Source organism: Plantibacter sp. lyk4-40-MEA-4 (genome assembly GCF_030209415.1).
GTDB classification, from domain to species: Bacteria; Actinomycetota; Actinomycetes; order Actinomycetales; family Microbacteriaceae; genus Plantibacter; species Plantibacter flavus_A.
The window spans coordinates 279674-294810 of record NZ_JARVSA010000005.1 but is presented as its reverse complement, the minus strand read 5'-3'; the positions used below and the strand labels follow the sequence as shown (position 1 = coordinate 294810).

Sequence of the window (15137 nt, the reverse complement as noted above, 5' to 3'; positions counted from 1 at the left end):
CCGAACAGCTGACGGGGACTTCTGCGTTGGTCAGACCCTGGGTTTGGCGGGACCCTGAGGTCAGTTCACCTCGTCAGGGTGGCTGCCGACGCGCTTGCCCGAGTCGAGGGCGTCGATGGACGCGATCTCGTCGGCGGAGAGCTCGAAGCCGAAGACGTCGAAGTTCTGGGCGATGCGCTCGCGCGAGTTCGACTTCGGGAAGACGATGAGTCCGTTCTGCAGGTGCCACCGGATGACGACCTGCGCCGGCGTGACGCCGTGCGCCTCTGCTGCAGCGGAGACGGCCTGCTCGCCGAAGAGGTCGTACTTGCCCTGACCGAGCGGGCCCCAGGACTCGATGTGGATGCCGTGCTCGGCACCGGAGGCGCGCAGCTCACGCTGGGCGAACGCCGGGTGGAGTTCGATCTGGTTGACCGCAGGGACCGTCTCGGAACCGGCGATCAGCTTCTCGAGGTGCTCGACCTGGTGGTTCGACACGCCGATCGAACGCGCCTTGCCTGCCGCCTTGATCTCCTCGAGGGCGAGCCACGCTTCGAGGTAGTCGTCCTTGGCCGGGGTCGGCCAGTGGGTCAGGTACAGGTCGACGTGGTCGAGCCCGAGCTTGTCGAGACTCTCGTCGATGGCGGCGTGAGCGGACGCCTTCTGGTGACGGTCGTTCCAGAGCTTCGTGGTGATGAAGAGTTCGTCGCGGGGGATGCCGGACTTCGCGATGGCGGCGCCGACTCCCTCCTCGTTCTTGTAGATGGCGGCGGTGTCGATGTGGCGGTAGCCGACCTCGAGCGCGTCCGAGACGATGCGCTCAGCCTCCTGCGGGTCGACGAGGAAGACGCCGAAGCCGAGCTGAGGGATGGTGTGGCCGTCGTTCAGGGTGATGGTGGGAACTGTCATGTCCTCATGCTGGCACCGGAACCGTCCGGCCGGAACAGGTCTTCGCCCTGCGCGTAACCGGTCGACACGCATGGGAATACCCGCGACGACACGGCGCTTGTCTTTCGAGAGGGCAGGCGTCTGCCCGCACGACGGCCGAGGCCTGAGAAGGATGACACCGCTATGACGACTGAAACCGTGCCGAATCCGACCGGTTCCGTCCCGACGACCGGGAAGCCCTCGGACGATCGCCTCCCACCCGGGTCGAAGCTCCTGATCGGGCTGCTCCTCGTGTCGGCGTTCGTCGTCATCCTCAACGAGACGATCATGAGCGTCGCCCTGCCGCGGCTCATGCAGGACCTCGACATCACGGCGAGTTCCGCACAGTGGCTGACCACCGGCTTCATGCTCACCATGGCCGTCGTGATCCCCGCGACCGGGTTCCTCCTCGAGCGGTTCTCCCTGCGGACGATGTTCATCACCGCGATGGTGCTGTTCAGCCTCGGTACGCTCATCGCCGCGCTGTCCCCGGGATTCGGCACGCTCCTGCTCGGTCGTGTCGTCCAGGCCAGCGGTACCGCCATCATGATGCCGCTGCTCATGACGACCGTGCTCAACGTCGTGCCGGTGTCGGCACGCGGCCGGACGATGGGGGCGATCTCGATCGTCATCTCGGTCGCGCCGGCCGTCGGGCCCACCGTCTCCGGCCTCATCCTCAGCGTGCTCGACTGGCGCTGGATGTTCTGGATCGTCCTCCCGATCGCCGTCGCCTCGCTGGTCCTCGGTGCCGTCCTCGTGCGGAACGTGACGGAGCCGCGTCGGGTCCGCTTCGACGTGCTGTCGCTCGTCCTCTCCGCGTTCGCGTTCGGTGGTCTCATCTTCGGGCTGAGCAGCATCGGCGAGTCCGCCGAGGGACACGCGCTCATGCCCGTCTGGATCCCCCTCACGGTCGGTGTCCTCGCCCTGCTGGGCTTCGTGCTCCGCCAGCGTGCGCTCGCCCGCGACGACCGCGCGTTCATGGACCTCCGCACCTTCGCGAACCGCTCGTTCTCCGTCTCGATCATCCTGGTCGTCATCGTCATGATGGCGTTGTTCGGCTCGCTGATCATCCTGCCGATCTACCTGCAGACCGTGCTCCAGGTCGACACCCTGACCACGGGCCTCATGTTGCTGCCGGGCGGCCTGACGATGGCCGCTCTCGCGCCGCTGGTCGGGTCGCTGTTCGACCGGTTCGGTCCGCGTCCACTCGTGATCCCCGGGGCCTTCGCCGTGAGTGCTGCGCTCTGGCTGTTGACGATGCTCGGCGTCGGCAGCGCCATCGTCATGATCATCGCCGTCCACGTGCTGCTGAGCGCCGGCCTCGCGTTCATGTTCACCCCGCTCCTCACCTCGGCGCTCGGTTCCCTGCGGCCCGAGCTCTACCCGCACGGCAGCGCCATCGTCGGCACGGTCCAGCAACTCGCCGGAGCGGCGGGGACGGCGTTGTTCATCACCATGATGTCGACCACGGCGGCGGCTCGTGCGGCGGCCGGGAGTGCCGCGGTCGACGCGACGGCGGCCGGTGTGCAGGCTGCGTTCATGTGCGGGGCCGTGCTCTCGCTGCTCGCGATCGGTGCGTCGTTCCTCATCCGGCGAACGGACCAAGCTTCCGCGGGCGTGCACGTCGGTCACTGAACCGGAAGACCTCGGACGGCGTCAGCGCAGCCAGCGCATCGTGTAGGCGTCGGCGAGGATCGGCATCGCGGGACCGTTGAGCGCGGTTCGCAGCGCGAGGTCCCGCACCCCGACGAGCGGGCCCGGCAGCGGACGTCCCAAGCGCATGTTGATCTCCGCCTGCCAGGAGGCCCGACGGATCGCGCGCTGTTGGCGGGAGACGGCCGCGGCCACGTCGTGCTGTGTCGAGCGATGCCCGGCGGTCATGCGGGCGATCAGTGGCGCGAAGACCCGTGCGTCGGACCAGCCCAGGTTCATGCCCTGGCCGCCGATCGGGCTGATCTCGTGGGCGGCGTCGCCCAGATAGACGACCCGATCCTCGACGACGCGCTTCCGTCGTCGACGGAGCACGCCGAACGCGCTGAGCATGGTGTTCGTCGCCGGGTCGACGTCGTCGCCGGTGCGGTCGGCGACGAGGGACGCGAGGTCGGACGCGGTGGGTTCCGGGCGGGCCGCGTCCTGACCGTCCGAGTACCCGGTGTGCACGACGTATCGTCGCATGCCATGGGGGAGCGGGAAGGACTCGACGACCCCTCGGTGGTGCAGGTGCACCCTGGCGATGGAACCTGCCCCACTCCGATCCGCGACGTCCCCCATGAGGTACCGGTCCCGATACCGGTGCACGGGGCCCGGAGCCTGCATCCCGTCTACGGCGGCGCGTCCGCCTGCTGCGACGACCACGACGGCTGCGCGGGTGCTCACCGTTCCATCTGCGGCGTTCCCGGACACGAGGACACCGTCCTCGGCCGGAGTCAACCGCGTGCAGCTCGTCCCCGTCCGAAGCGATCCCGGTGCGACGGCCTCGAGTCGAGCACGCAGGACCCGTTCGGTCCGCCATTGCTCGAGCGCGGCGACGTAGGGGTGCGGTACGGGCCGATCACGGAACACGACCGCCCCGAGGCGTCGTCCGGCGTTCCAGGCTTCGCCCTGGTCGATCCGGACCGCGTCGCGGCGGATCTCGTCGAGGACGCCGAGTTCCTCGAACAGGTCGAGCGACGGCGGGTGGATCCCGATAGCCCGGGTGCCGGAGGGGGAGTCCGACCGTCGTTCCCAGACGGTCACGTCGACGCCGGCCTGAGCGAGGAGGATCGCGGACACGAGGCCGACCGGTCCGCCACCGATGACCAGCACCTCGGTCATCGGGGCTCGTCCGCTACTGACGGGACGCTCTGTGACAGCAGGAGTCGCATGGGGAACCGACGCTCGACGATCCAGTCGTCCGGCACGACGCGCTGCAGCTCCCCCTGGCGATAGCTGCGACGGATCGAGCGCAGCCCGTCGACGTGGAGGAAGGAGCGCCGTCGTCCTGCACGGGTGGCGAGCCCGTAGACCGCGTACGCGAGTCGGTTGCGCTCGAGGTCGCTGTGCAGGACGAGTCGTCGGGCGATCTGCGAGCTGTCCGCGAGCAGGCTCGACAGTCCCGCGGGATCGAGGTGGTGGAGCACATGGTTGGACAGGACGATGTCGGCCTCCTCGCCAGCGGCGACGAGGTCGCTGCTGTGCGCCGGACGGAAGGCGACGGGGCCATCGGGGTGCCGGCGACGGGCGAAGGCCACGGACCGCTCGTCGGGATCGATCCCCACCACCTGCACGGGGAGGTGGTCGGCCCTCGCCCAGTCGGCGATGGCCACGGCGACATCGCCGCCACCGAAGCCGATGTCGAGGATCGTCGTGGTCCGGGACGGGCGGAGGAGTGGACGGATGCGCGACCGGTACAGGCCACGCCAGCCCGAGACGAGCCGGTTCACCGTCGCGAACCTGGCGTAGGTGGCGTCCAGCAGTGCGGGATCGCAGTCGGGGTCGTCCATCAGTTCGAGGAGATCCGTCGCACGGCGGCCGAGGTCGGGCAGCATCAGACTCGGCCGGCGCGGAGCCGGAGCAGCGCGCTCTCGATCGTCAGTCCCGGACCGAAGGCGAGGGCGCACACCCGTTCATCGGCGTCAGCCGTCGCGCCGTCGAGCAGACGCTGGAGGATGAAGAGCACGGTGGCGCTCGACATGTTGCCGTACTCACGGAGCACCGTGCGTGACGGAGCCAGCAGTTCGTCGTCGAGCCCGAACCCGCGCTGGACCCGGTCGAGGATGCTCCGGCCACCGGGATGGATCGCCCAGCGATCGATCGACGAGACCGGGGCGTCGTCGGCTGCGGCGAGGAGTGGGCGGAGGGCGATCTCGAGATGCTCGCCGATCAGCTTGGGCACCGCGCCGCTCAGGACCATCTCGAACCCGTGATCGCCGATCGTCCAGGCCATCTCCGTCTCGCCGTCCGGCACGAGCGCGGTGGACCAGCCGTCGAACTCGAGCACGGGCGCGGAGGATCCGGTGTCCCGGCCGGTCACGACGGCGGCCGCAGCACCGTCGGCGAACACCGAGGAACCGAGGATCACGTCGGGGTCGTCGGAGGAACGGAGATGGATGGAGCAGAGCTCGATGCAGACCACGAGGACGACGGCGTCGGGGTCTGCTGTACAGAACGCCTCTGCGGCGCGAAGGGCGGGGAACGCGGCGAAACACCCCTGGAACCCCAGGTGGTAGCGCTCCGTGCCCGGGTCGAGCCCGAGGTCGCGCACGAGGAGGTATTCCGGGCCGGGCGCGAAGAATCCGGTGCAGGACGCGGTCACGACGTGGGTGACGTCCGCCGCCGACAGACCGGGGGCGGCGTCCAACGCCCGTCGTGCGGCCTCCAGGAGCAGCGGGGGAGCGTGCTCGATGTAGGCGTCGTTCCGCACGCCGGTGGGCTGGGAGAGCACCTGCCGCTGCTCCGCGTCGTAGAAGGCGGCCGTGGTCGTCTCGACCTCGTGGTCGAAGGCGTCGATGACGGTGTGCCTGGTGTCGACCGCGGACGCGTCGAACGCCGCGCCGATGAGACGCTGGGCGAGTCGGGTCCGCCCGGGTTGGTCGCGGAACACATCCCTGATCTCGTCTTGATGAAGGATGGTCTGAGGAACGGCCACGCCGATCGCCCTCACGGAGACGGTCATGCTGCAGTGTACCGCCGTGGCAAGGGTGTCACCCTAAGCTGAGGCGGTGTTCTCCATGGTCCGTCGTCTGTTCGCGTCCTCCCATCCCGGACCGACCGTCGCGGTGACCGTCCTCGCCGTCGTGCTCGGATCGGCCGTCGGCCTGCCACCCCTTCGGACGGCCCTGCTCGCCGTGGTGGTGTTCGTCGGACAACTCTCGATCGGCTGGTCCAACGACTGGCTCGACGCCAGACGCGATCGTCGCTCGGGTCGACAGGACAAACCGGTCGCACGCGGCGACCTCAGCGTCTCGGCAGTCCGGGCGGCGGCGCTGCTGGCCGGTGCGGCGAGCATTCCGCTCTCGGCATCCCTCGGCTGGGCGTCGGCTGCCTCGCACCTGCTCTTCCTGGTGTGCGGGTGGGCGTACAACCTGGGCCTCAAGTCGACGGCCTGGTCGGTCGTCCCGTTCATCGTGGGGTTCGGCGCACTGCCCGCCGTGGTCACCTTCGCTGCGGTCCCGCCGATCGTGCCGGCCGCGTGGACGCTCGCGGTCGGTGGACTGTTCGGTGTTGCGATCCACTTCACGAACGCCCTACCCGATCTCGAGGACGACCTGCGGACCGGGGTCCGCGGTCTGCCGCACCGGCTCGGCGCGCGGACCGCCGGTCGGACGGCCTTCATCGCCCTCGGCGTCTCAGGTATGGTCGCCGTCCTCGGACAGAGCGGGATCTTCGTCGGCAGGCCCATCGCACCGCCGATCGTCGGGGTGCTGGGCGCTGTGGGCGTCCTCGCGCTCGTCGTGTGGGGGCTCGTGCTCGTCGGAACCCGCGCGCCGGATCGGCTGCTCTTCCGACTCATCATCGGGGCCGCCCTGCTCGTCACCGTGGTGATGGCGGTGGCCGGGACGAACCTCGGTGTCGCCGACGTCGGGTGAGACGGGGCGTCAGTACCAGTTGGTCGCTTCGGAGTGCGCCCATGCGCCGCAGGGGGAGCCGTAGCGGCTGTCGATGTAATTCAGGCCCCAGTTGATCTGCGTCGCCGCATTGGTCCGCCAGTCGTCGCCGGAGCTCGCCATCTTGCTCCCCGGCAGGGACTGCGGGATGCCGTAGGCGCCGCTGGACTCGTTGTAGGCGTTGACGCGCCAGCTCGACTCCCGGGTCCAGAGCTGCAGGAGGCACTGGAATTCTCCGCTACCCCAGCCGTAGGCGCCGATCGCGGACTGCGCGTACGCCTTCGCGCCGGCCGGGTCGGCTGCCAGGTCCGGCGGCGGAGCGCTCGTGGAGCCCTCGCCACCGGTCGCCTCGTTGCGTCGCTGCTCTTCTGCGGCGATCGCCTCCTGGCTCTGCGCGTAGGCCTGTTCGACCGCCGCGGTGGTGTTCTTGAGGACGGCGAGCTGCTGGTACAACCGGTCGCGATTGGCCTGCTGCTCGGCGACCGCCGCATCGGCGGCGTCGCTCGCGGACTGCGCCGTCTCGTAGCTGGCCTCAGCCGCCTCCGAGAGTCGCTGACGTTCGGTCTCCGCCGCCGTCGCCTGCTCAGCGAGCGCGGTCGCCGTGTTGCTCGCGGCGGTCGCGGACGCGAGGTCTTGCGCCGAGGTCTCGCTCAGCTTGCTGATCGCGCTGAGCTTCGAGAGGAGGTCGTCGTCAGCCGCACCGGAGAGGACGAGGGAGAGCGTGGGATCCACGCCGCCGGTGCGGGTCATCTGGGCGATGACCGCGCCGGCCTGACGCTTGCTCGATGCCGCTCCCGACGCCGCGGCCGTCGCCTGCGCACTGATGGTGTCGGCGACGGCGGCTTGCGCCTCGAACGCCGCCTTCGCTTCACCTGCCGCCGCACCCTGGCGGACGGCTTCGTCGCCGAGCCGGGCGGATTCGTCGCGCAGACCGTCGAGGAGGGAGACGATCCGGTCGGCTTCGGCCTGAGCGGTCGATTCGTTCGCCTTGGCCGCCTGGACGTCGTCCCAGCTCGGGTAGTCGGCGGTCCGGAACGAGGTGGGGGTCACCGCGGCCGCCGGGCTCGCGACCGACACCGCGATGACGAGCGCGGCTCCGAGGGCTGCGGCTCGCGAGACGCCCCTCGAGCGGGGCGAGAGGGCTGTCAGCGGCTTGCGCATGCGTCCATCCTGGCGGTCACCCACGCAAGTGTAGCCGTCGATGTCACATTCGTCACTCCTGCCACACCGGGAGCGACGCCCAGCCTGCATGGAAGATCCGAGCCTAGAGTGGGCCGGTGCAGCTGGGACGACGAGGGTTTCTCGCAGTCGGCGCCTCGATGGCGGCGGGTGCCGTCCTCGGCTTGTCCGGGTGCACGGGGCCCGGGTCCTCGAAGCCGACGAACCGTCCCACGAGCACGACTCCGGCTGCAGCCGACCAGCGTGCGGCCGCCGAACTCGCAGCGATGACCCTGGAACAGCGGATCGCGTCCATGCTGATGCTCCACGCTCCAGGAACCGACCCGGGCACGCTCCGGGCGTTCGTCGAGCGGTATCAGCCGGGCGGCTTCATCATCATGGGCGACAACGTGCCGGGCCTCGCGGGGCTGCCTGCGGTGACGAGTGCCCTCAGCCCCGACCCGACCATGCCGCTGCTCATCGGCATCGACCAGGAGGGCGGCGATGTCCGGCGGATCGACGAGGACGTCTTCGCCGCAGCCGACACCCTGAAGTCGCAACCGCCCGCTGCGAGCGAGGAGGCGTTCCGCCAGCGAGCGGCCATGCTCGCCGGTACGGGTTGCTCCGTCAACTTCGGCATCGTCGCGGACGAGACCGCCGATCCGAGCTCCTTCATCTTCGACCGTGCCCTCGGGACGACGCCGGATGCCTCGGCGGAGCGGGTGGCCGCGGCCGTCCGTGGTGAGCGGGGCGCGGTGCTCAGCACGTTGAAGCACTTCCCCGGCCACGGGCAGGCGCCGGGGGACTCGCACTCGACGGTCCCGACGACGGCCATCGGTGCCGCGGATTGGGCTGCGACCGACGCCCTGCCGTTCGTCGCCGGTATCGAGGCCGGGGCCGAGGTCGTGATGTTCGGCCATCTGGTCTACTCGGCGGTCGACGCCGCGCCGGCGACGCTGTCGGCGGCGTGGCACGAGCGCCTCCGGAACGATCTCGGCTTCACCGGCATCACGATCACCGACGACATGCTCATGCTGCAGCACACGGGCCTGGCGGAGTACCGGAACCCCTCGGAGAACGCGATCCGCGCCGTGGCCGCCGGGAACACGATGCTGCTGTTCGTCCTCGGGGCCGACCCGTCGTCGACCGGTGTCGACCCGGCCGTACTCGTGGCCGACATCGCCGCCGCGGTCCGGTCCGGCAGGATTCCGGAGTCGACGGTCGCCGATGCGGCGCACCGACTGCTCCGCGTCCGGCTCGGCCTGCCGTCGCTCCGGCCGATGTCGCGCTGATGTCGGTGAGGAGAATTTCTCGGGCATGTGGGAATAGCTCCCAGGTCCGTGCGTTTGAATAGAACGTGGCGCGAGCGCGCCGACATCGACGCAAGGAGTACCGCATGACCGACACCCTGACGATTCCCGGCTACAAGGTTGGCACCTGGGAGGTCGACACCACGCACAGCGAGGTCGGCTTCAGCATCCGCCACATCATGGTCTCGAAGGTCAAGGGCAAGTTCGAGCGCTTCAACGCGACGTTCGTCACGCCGGAGAACCCCCTCGAGACGAAGGTCACCGCGTCCGCCGAGGTCGCATCGATCAACACGAACCAGCCCGACCGCGACGGTCACCTCCGCACCGGTGACTTCTTCGACGCCGAGACCTACCCGACGATCGACTTCGTCTCGACCGGCGCCCGCGCCAAGGGCGACGACTTCCTCGTGGACGGCGACCTCACGATCAAGGGCGTGACCAAGCCCGTCACCTTCACCGTCGAGTTCGGCGGCTTCGCGACCGACCCCTATGGCAACTACAAGTTCGGCGCCACGGCGACCACCAAGATCAACCGCGAGGACTTCGGCCTCACCTACAACGCGGCGCTCGAGACCGGCGGCGTGCTGCTCGGCAACGACGTCACGATCACCATCGAACTGCAGGCCGCGCACCAGGCGTAGTCCCAGGACGTCGAAGGGCCGGTGGAGCATCGCTCCGCCGGCCCTTCGTGCATCCGGCCGACTCAGGTCGGTTCGCCGACGATCTCGTCGCGTACGCGGCGGAGGTCCTCCATGAGCGATCCGATCAGGATCCAGTGCTGGGGGTGCGGGCGGGCGATCACGAGGGGAGCGGTCAGCGCCGGGATCTCCGCGGTCTCGGTCGGTGGCTCGTCGGACGTGGCACGATCGTTCACGAGCAGCCGGAGATCGTGGGCCGCTCGCGTCAGCTCGACGGCGATGTCCGCCACCGTCGGCTCCTCGTGCAGGGTCGGGTCGTCGTGGTCGTGCACCGATCGCGCCATGCCGAGGGTCCTCGTGACCACAGGTTCCAGTCGACGCAGCAGCAGGCGCTGACGGTCGAGCTCGTCACGGTGCCTCGATCGACGAGGGTTGAGCAGCAGGCTGTCATCGCCTTCCTTCACCGCGGCGATCGCCCGGTCTCGCAGGGGCTTCAGCGCGCGGGCCTCCTGGAGCAGCGCCACCAGCTCCGCGTCCGAGTTCGCACGCGTGAGTGAGGTGGCGAGATGGTCCAGGGTGTCGGCGCACGCGAGCGCGAGGGTGGTCACCGCCGCCTTCGCGGGAGCGAGGAGGACCGGTGCGACGAGGACGACGTTGACGAGGAGCCCGATGCCCGCACCGAGCACGGTCTCGACGATCCGCGCGACCGCGTAGTCCGGGGTCGCAGCGCCGATCGACAGCACGAGCATCGCGCTGATCGGGATCTGGTTCGCGGATCCGGGCCCGAGGCGGAGGACCCATCCGAGCAGGATGGAGATGACGATGGCCAGGAGCACGATCCAGGCGGAGTGTCCGAAGACGATCCCGATGGCCGTCGCGAGGATGACGCCGGTGATGACCCCGAGGCTGCGCTCGAGCGCCTTCCCGAACGACTGGTTGACGCTCGGCTGCACCACGAGGATGGCTGCGATGGCGGCGAAGACCGGGAGCTGGCCCGGGATGATCGTGATCGCGACGATCCAGGACGCGATGGCGGCCAGCGCCGTCTTCAGCACCTGGAGCAGGGGCAGGCGCGATCTGGTGCGCAGGACGGGGACGACGGACATCGGTGCCGTCAGAGCTTGTCGTGGAGCTGGTCGAGCAGTTCTGCGCCGTTCCCCGCGTAGACCCAGGGGGCGCCCGCGTGCTGGGTGCCGACCTTCGAGCGTCCACCGGCGAGCACCGCTTCACCGGGGGAGAGCTGACGGATCGCCACGGCGGCGACGCGGTCGGGGTGGCGTTCCTCGAAGCTCCGGTAGAGGGCCTCGTCGTGCTGTCCGTCGTCGCCCACGAGCAGCCACCGCAGACGAGGGAAGTCCTCGGCGAACCGGTCGAGGTTGTTGCGCTTGTGCTCGCGACCGCTGCGGAAGAACCGGTCGTGCGTCGGGCCCCAGTCGGTGAGGAGGAGGGCGCCGGCCGGGTAGAGGTTGCGGGAGAGGAACCGGGTGAGCGTCGGCGCGACGTTCCAGGCGCCGGTGGAGAGGTAGATGATCGGCGAACCGGGGTGCTCACGCGCCGTGCGCTCGAGGAAGACCGCCATACCTGGTACCGGTGTCCTGGCGTGCTCGTCGAGGACGAAGGTGTTCCAGGCTGCGACGAGCGGGCGGGGGAGCGCCGTCACCATCACCGTGTCGTCGATGTCGGACACGATGCCGAACTCGATGTCGTCGGCGACGATGAAGACCGGCGCTTCGACCGGGTCGCTGCCCTCCGAGCTCAGTCTGAGGGTGTGCCAGCCTGGGGTGAGCGAGACCTGGACCACCGCGTCGACCACGCCACCTCGGTCGCCCGTGACCGTGTGACGCTGCCCGTCGACCTCCACCTCGACCGTCGGGTCGGCGATGCTCAGCGCGAAGAAGCTCTTCCAGCCGCGCACCTTCTGCTGCGGTTGGACGGTGGTCTTGCCTGGTTCCGCCAGGACGACCCTGGCCAGGACACGGATCCAGGACGTCGATCCGTAGCCGGTGAAGGGGATGACCGCCGCCTCGCGTCCGTGCCGCCTCGCACGACGCTGGCGGCGCAACTGGACGGCGTCCTCCATCCGTGCGGCGAAGTGCCGGATCTGCTCGGCGGCGTCGGAGGAGGCCGTTGGACGATCGTCGGATGCCTTCACCCGTTCAGTCTGTCATGCCGGTGCGTCCGGCCCGCCGTCTCGCGGCGATGACGGTCGTCTGCTACTGGGGTGTCGAGCCGTCGTCGGGTGGTGTCGCGTCCTCCTGGGCCAGCATGTGTCGCTCCTCGCTCCGCTGCAGCAGTCGCTTCACGACGAGGACCACGATGGCGAAGACGACGATGATGCCGACGAAGACGTAGCCCGCCCAATGGAGTCGGTCCGACAGCTCGCGATAGCTGCCCGCAGCCAGTGCGCCGACGGAGACGTAGGCCGAGGACCAGATGACGCAGGCGGGCAGCGTCCAGGAGATGAAGCGTCGGTAGCTCATCGTGCTCATCCCGACCGTGAGAGGGATCAGCGAGTGCAGGACCGGGAGGAACCGCGAGATGAAGACGGCGATGCCACCCCGCCGGTCGAGGTAGCGCTCGGCACGGGCCCAGTGCCGCTCGCCGATCCGGCGGCCGAGTCTGCTGGCACGGATGCGCGGGCCGAACCAGCGGCCGAGCGCGAAGCCCACCGACTCACCGATGAGCGCGCCGGTGATGACGACGAGGATCATCGAGATCCACTGGACGGGTCCGACGACGGCGGTGCTGGCGACGATGACGACCGTGTCGCCCGGGACGACGAGGCCGACGAGGACCGAGGTCTCGAGCATGATGCCGACGCCGGCGAGGATCGTGCGCGTCACGGGGTCGACGCTCTGCACCAGGTCGAGCAGCCAGCCGAGCACGTCGTTCACGGCTCAGAGCCTACTGCCGCAGGTGTGGGAACGGCTCGGAAACGCCTGTTAGGACACCCTTGGATGTGTGGTCTGACCACAGGCGTGGAGTCCTGTACCATTGATCTCGACGACATGGATCGAAGCCACGGGGATGACCACCCCGATCGGGCCGCACCTGCGCCGCCTTCCCTGGATGCCGCGAAAAATGGAGTGTTCATCGTGAACGACCTTCTCGACCCGCTACTGCTGTCCCGATGGCAGTTCGGCCTCACCACCGTCTACCACTTCATCTTCGTGCCGCTCACGATCGGCATGGCGGTGACGGTCGCCGGGTTCCAGACCGCCTGGGTCCGGACCGGCAAGCTGCACTACCTGCAACTCACCCGATTCTTCGGGAAGATCTTCCTCATCAACTTCGCGATGGGCGTCGTGACGGGCATCGTCCAGGAGTTCCAGTTCGGCATGAACTGGTCCACCTACTCCAGGTTCGTCGGCGACGTCTTCGGCGCCCCGCTCGCACTCGAGGGCTTGCTCGCGTTCTTCCTCGAGGCGACGTTCATCGGACTCTGGATCTTCGGCTGGGACAAGCTGTCACCGAAGCTCCACCTCGCCACCATCTGGATCGTGGCGCTCGGCACCGTGCTGTCGGCCTACTTCATCATCGCGGCGAACGCCTTCATGCAGAACCCGGTCGCCTTCCGGATCAACGAGGAGCGCGGCCGCGCCGAGCTCACGAACATCTGGGAGCTGCTGACCAACAAGGTCGCCCTGGCCGCCTTCCCGCACACGATCTTCGCGTGCTTCATGGTCTCCGCAGCCGTCATCATCACCGCTGCGGCCTGGCACCTCGCCCGGGGCCAGCACGTCGAGGCGATGCGCCCGGCGCTCAAGGTCGGTGCGTGGAGCATGCTCCTCGCGGGCGGTGCCACCATGCTCGCCGGCGACCAGCTCAGCCTCGCCATGGTCGAGACCCAGCCGATGAAGATGGCGGCTGCGGAGGCGATGTACAACACGGCGAGCGGTGCCGACGCCTCGTTCTCGATCTTCACCCTCGGCACACCCGACGGCGTCCACGAGCTCTTCTCGATCCGCATCCCGTACCTCCTGTCGTTCCTCTCGACCCACACCTTCGACGGCACGGTGGAGGGCATCAACGACCTGCAGGCGCAGTACACCCAGCTCTACGGTCCGGGCGACTACTCGCCCGTCATCTGGGTCACCTACTGGGCGTTCCGCTGGATGATCGGCCTCGGCCTCGCCTCGATGCTCGTCGCGGCCGCCGGTCTCTGGTTCACCCGCAAGGGCCGCGAGCCGAAGCGCTGGATGTGGCGCGTCGCGGTCTGGGCCGTCCCGATGCCGTTCCTCGCCATGACCATGGGTTGGGTCTTCACCGAGATGGGCCGCCAGCCGTGGATCGTCTTCAGCCTGTTGAAGACGGAGGACGCGGTCTCGCCGAACACCACCGGCCTCGACGTCCTGATCTCGTTGATCGCCTTCACCGTCGTCTACGGATCGCTGCTGGTCGTCGAGTTCGGCCTCCTGAAGAAGACGATCAAGGCCGGGCCCGACCCGATCGAGCTGTCCGAACCCGACGAGGACGGCGTGCAGAAGCCCGCCGCCCCCGCGACCACGGTCTACTAGGAGCGCATCATGGACCTCACGATTCTCTGGTTCTGGATCATCGCCGCACTGTTCGTCGGCTACTTCGTCCTCGACGGCTTCGACTTCGGCGTCGGCATGACCATCCCCTTCCTCGGGAAGGACGAGACCGACCGCCGGATGCTCATCAACACGATCGGGCCGGTCTGGGATCTCAACGAGACCTGGTTGATCGTCGCCGGCGCGAGCCTCTTCGCCGCGTTCCCCGAGTGGTACGCGACCCTGTTCAGCGGCTTCTACCTCCCGCTGCTGTTCATCCTGCTCGCGCTCATCATCAGAGGGGTGTCGTTCGAGTACCGGCACCAGCGGCCGGAAGCCTCCTGGAAACGGCGCTTCGACCTCATGATCATCGTCGGCTCGGCTCTGCCCGCCTTCCTCTGGGGCGTCGCCTTCGCGAACATCGTCCAGGGCGTGCCGCTCGACGCCGACCACAACTTCACGGGCACGCTCTTCACCCTGCTCAACCCGTACGGCATCCTCGGCGGTCTCACGACGCTCGTGCTCTTCTTCGCCCACGGAGCCGTGTTCGCCTCGCTGAAGACCGAGGGCGACATCCGCGAGCGCGCCCGCCGCCTCGCGAGCCGTGCCGGGCTCGTCGCGATCCTCCTCGCGGCGTCGTTCCTCGGCTGGACCGTCCTCGCGCACTTCTCGCTCCCGGTGCTGATCCTCGCCGCCATCGCCGCGGTCTCGCTCATCAGCGCCTGGTTCGCGAACAGCCGAGGGCTGGAGGGCCGTGCGTTCGCGCTCATGGCCGTGACCGTCGCGGCGGCCGTGCTCACCCTGTTCACCGCGCTCTTCCCAGCGGTGATGCCGGCGAGCAACGACCCGGCGAACAGCCTGACGATCGCGAACGCCTCCTCGACCGAGTACACCCTCACGGTGATGTCGTGGACCGCCCTGATCTTCCTGCCGCTGATCCTCGCCTACCAGGGATGGACGTACTGGGTGTTCCGCAAGCGCATCACGCGGAAGCACATCGAAGCCGCCGCGCACTAACCTGTCATC

The 15137-nt window shown here is 68.9% G+C and carries 14 protein-coding genes; 6 read left to right on the top strand and 8 right to left on the bottom strand.

What is annotated here, in order from left to right; translation table 11 throughout:
• Positions 1-60: 60 nt before the first annotated feature.
• Complete coding sequence (locus QRN44_RS11290; RefSeq protein WP_121290997.1) at positions 61-888, bottom strand: aldo/keto reductase; 828 nt, start codon at positions 886-888, stop codon at positions 61-63.
• Between the two features lie 162 nt (positions 889-1050).
• Between QRN44_RS11290 and QRN44_RS11285 the strand changes: the two genes are divergently transcribed.
• Positions 1051-2541, top strand: a complete 1491-nt coding sequence (locus tag QRN44_RS11285; protein WP_121290995.1) for a DHA2 family efflux MFS transporter permease subunit — start codon at positions 1051-1053, stop codon at positions 2539-2541.
• 21 nt (positions 2542-2562) lie between these two features.
• Here the strand turns inward: QRN44_RS11285 and QRN44_RS11280 are convergent, their stop codons facing one another.
• From QRN44_RS11280 to QRN44_RS11270, 3 genes are read right to left on the bottom strand one after another with little or no spacing between them, the layout of a single operon-like run.
• Positions 2563-3720 carry an FAD-dependent oxidoreductase gene (locus tag QRN44_RS11280; RefSeq protein WP_285039172.1) on the bottom strand — a complete coding sequence of 386 codons (1158 nt, stop codon included), beginning with the start codon at positions 3718-3720 and terminating at the stop codon, positions 2563-2565.
• A complete protein-coding gene (locus tag QRN44_RS11275) occupies positions 3717-4433 on the bottom strand; it encodes a methyltransferase domain-containing protein (protein ID WP_285039171.1) in 717 nt (238 codons plus the stop codon). Before QRN44_RS11275 ends, QRN44_RS11280 begins: the two co-directional genes overlap by 4 nt.
• Positions 4433-5560, bottom strand: a complete 1128-nt coding sequence (locus QRN44_RS11270; protein ID WP_285039170.1) for a type III polyketide synthase — start codon at positions 5558-5560, stop codon at positions 4433-4435. Before QRN44_RS11270 ends, QRN44_RS11275 begins: the two co-directional genes overlap by 1 nt.
• Positions 5561-5615: 55 nt before the next feature.
• Between QRN44_RS11270 and QRN44_RS11265 the strand changes: the two genes are divergently transcribed.
• Positions 5616-6473: a UbiA family prenyltransferase gene (locus QRN44_RS11265; RefSeq protein ID WP_285039356.1), complete on the top strand. Its 858-nt coding sequence runs from the start codon at positions 5616-5618 to the stop codon at positions 6471-6473.
• A gap of 9 nt (positions 6474-6482) precedes the next feature.
• Here QRN44_RS11265 and QRN44_RS11260 read toward each other — a convergent pair whose 3' ends face one another.
• On the bottom strand, positions 6483-7652 hold the full coding sequence (locus tag QRN44_RS11260) for an aggregation-promoting factor C-terminal-like domain-containing protein (protein WP_285039169.1): 1170 nt from the start codon (positions 7650-7652) through the stop codon (positions 6483-6485).
• Between the two features lie 116 nt (positions 7653-7768).
• Here QRN44_RS11260 and QRN44_RS11255 point away from each other — a divergent pair, with 116 nt between their 5' ends.
• Together QRN44_RS11255 and QRN44_RS11250 are read left to right on the top strand one after the other, a co-directional pair.
• Positions 7769-8941, top strand: coding sequence for a glycoside hydrolase family 3 N-terminal domain-containing protein (locus QRN44_RS11255; protein ID WP_285039168.1), 1173 nt, complete (start codon positions 7769-7771; stop codon positions 8939-8941).
• Positions 8942-9045: 104 nt separating this feature from the next.
• The gene (locus QRN44_RS11250; RefSeq protein ID WP_064295582.1) at positions 9046-9600 is read left to right on the top strand and encodes a YceI family protein; all 555 of its coding nucleotides are present in this window, start codon (positions 9046-9048) and stop codon (positions 9598-9600) included.
• A 62-nt stretch (positions 9601-9662) separates the two neighbouring features.
• Here QRN44_RS11250 and QRN44_RS11245 read toward each other — a convergent pair whose 3' ends face one another.
• From QRN44_RS11245 to QRN44_RS11235, 3 genes are all read right to left on the bottom strand, one after another.
• Entirely contained in the window at positions 9663-10703 is a 1041-nt protein-coding gene (locus QRN44_RS11245; protein ID WP_121290982.1) for an FUSC family protein, read from the bottom strand.
• A gap of 8 nt (positions 10704-10711) precedes the next feature.
• Positions 10712-11677: an App1 family protein phosphatidate phosphatase gene (locus QRN44_RS11240; RefSeq protein WP_079003898.1), complete on the bottom strand. Its 966-nt coding sequence runs from the start codon at positions 11675-11677 to the stop codon at positions 10712-10714.
• Between the two features lie 133 nt (positions 11678-11810).
• Positions 11811-12491, bottom strand: a complete 681-nt coding sequence (locus QRN44_RS11235; RefSeq protein WP_285039167.1) for a DedA family protein — start codon at positions 12489-12491, stop codon at positions 11811-11813.
• Positions 12492-12692: 201 nt separating this feature from the next.
• On the opposite strand from QRN44_RS11235, the gene QRN44_RS11230 reads away from it, so the two are divergent.
• On the top strand, positions 12693-14114 hold the full coding sequence (locus QRN44_RS11230; protein WP_079003899.1) for a cytochrome ubiquinol oxidase subunit I: 1422 nt from the start codon (positions 12693-12695) through the stop codon (positions 14112-14114).
• A gap of 9 nt (positions 14115-14123) precedes the next feature.
• Positions 14124-15128 (top strand): cytochrome d ubiquinol oxidase subunit II, encoded by a 1005-nt coding sequence (gene cydB / locus QRN44_RS11225; protein ID WP_064295578.1) that lies wholly within the window; start codon positions 14124-14126, stop codon positions 15126-15128.
• Positions 15129-15137: the final 9 nt, after the last annotated feature.

Bases quoted from the DNA above. Each gene is read 5' to 3' on its own strand.
- QRN44_RS11240 (WP_079003898.1), bottom strand. From the start codon at position 11,677: ATGGAGGACGCCGTCCAGTTGCGCCGCCAGCGTCGTGCGAGGCGGCAC.
- QRN44_RS11245 (WP_121290982.1), bottom strand. From the start codon at position 10,703: ATGTCCGTCGTCCCCGTCCTGCGCACCAGATCGCGCCTGCCCCTGCTC.
- QRN44_RS11250 (WP_064295582.1), top strand. From the start codon at position 9,046: ATGACCGACACCCTGACGATTCCCGGCTACAAGGTTGGCACCTGGGAG.
- QRN44_RS11280 (WP_285039172.1), bottom strand. From the start codon at position 3,720: ATGACCGAGGTGCTGGTCATCGGTGGCGGACCGGTCGGCCTCGTGTCC.
- cydB (WP_064295578.1), top strand. From the start codon at position 14,124: ATGGACCTCACGATTCTCTGGTTCTGGATCATCGCCGCACTGTTCGTC.
- QRN44_RS11270 (WP_285039170.1), bottom strand. From the start codon at position 5,560: ATGACCGTCTCCGTGAGGGCGATCGGCGTGGCCGTTCCTCAGACCATC.
- QRN44_RS11285 (WP_121290995.1), top strand. From the start codon at position 1,051: ATGACGACTGAAACCGTGCCGAATCCGACCGGTTCCGTCCCGACGACC.
- QRN44_RS11275 (WP_285039171.1), bottom strand. From the start codon at position 4,433: ATGCTGCCCGACCTCGGCCGCCGTGCGACGGATCTCCTCGAACTGATG.
- QRN44_RS11260 (WP_285039169.1), bottom strand. From the start codon at position 7,652: ATGCGCAAGCCGCTGACAGCCCTCTCGCCCCGCTCGAGGGGCGTCTCG.
- QRN44_RS11290 (WP_121290997.1), bottom strand. From the start codon at position 888: ATGACAGTTCCCACCATCACCCTGAACGACGGCCACACCATCCCTCAG.
- QRN44_RS11265 (WP_285039356.1), top strand. From the start codon at position 5,616: ATGGTCCGTCGTCTGTTCGCGTCCTCCCATCCCGGACCGACCGTCGCG.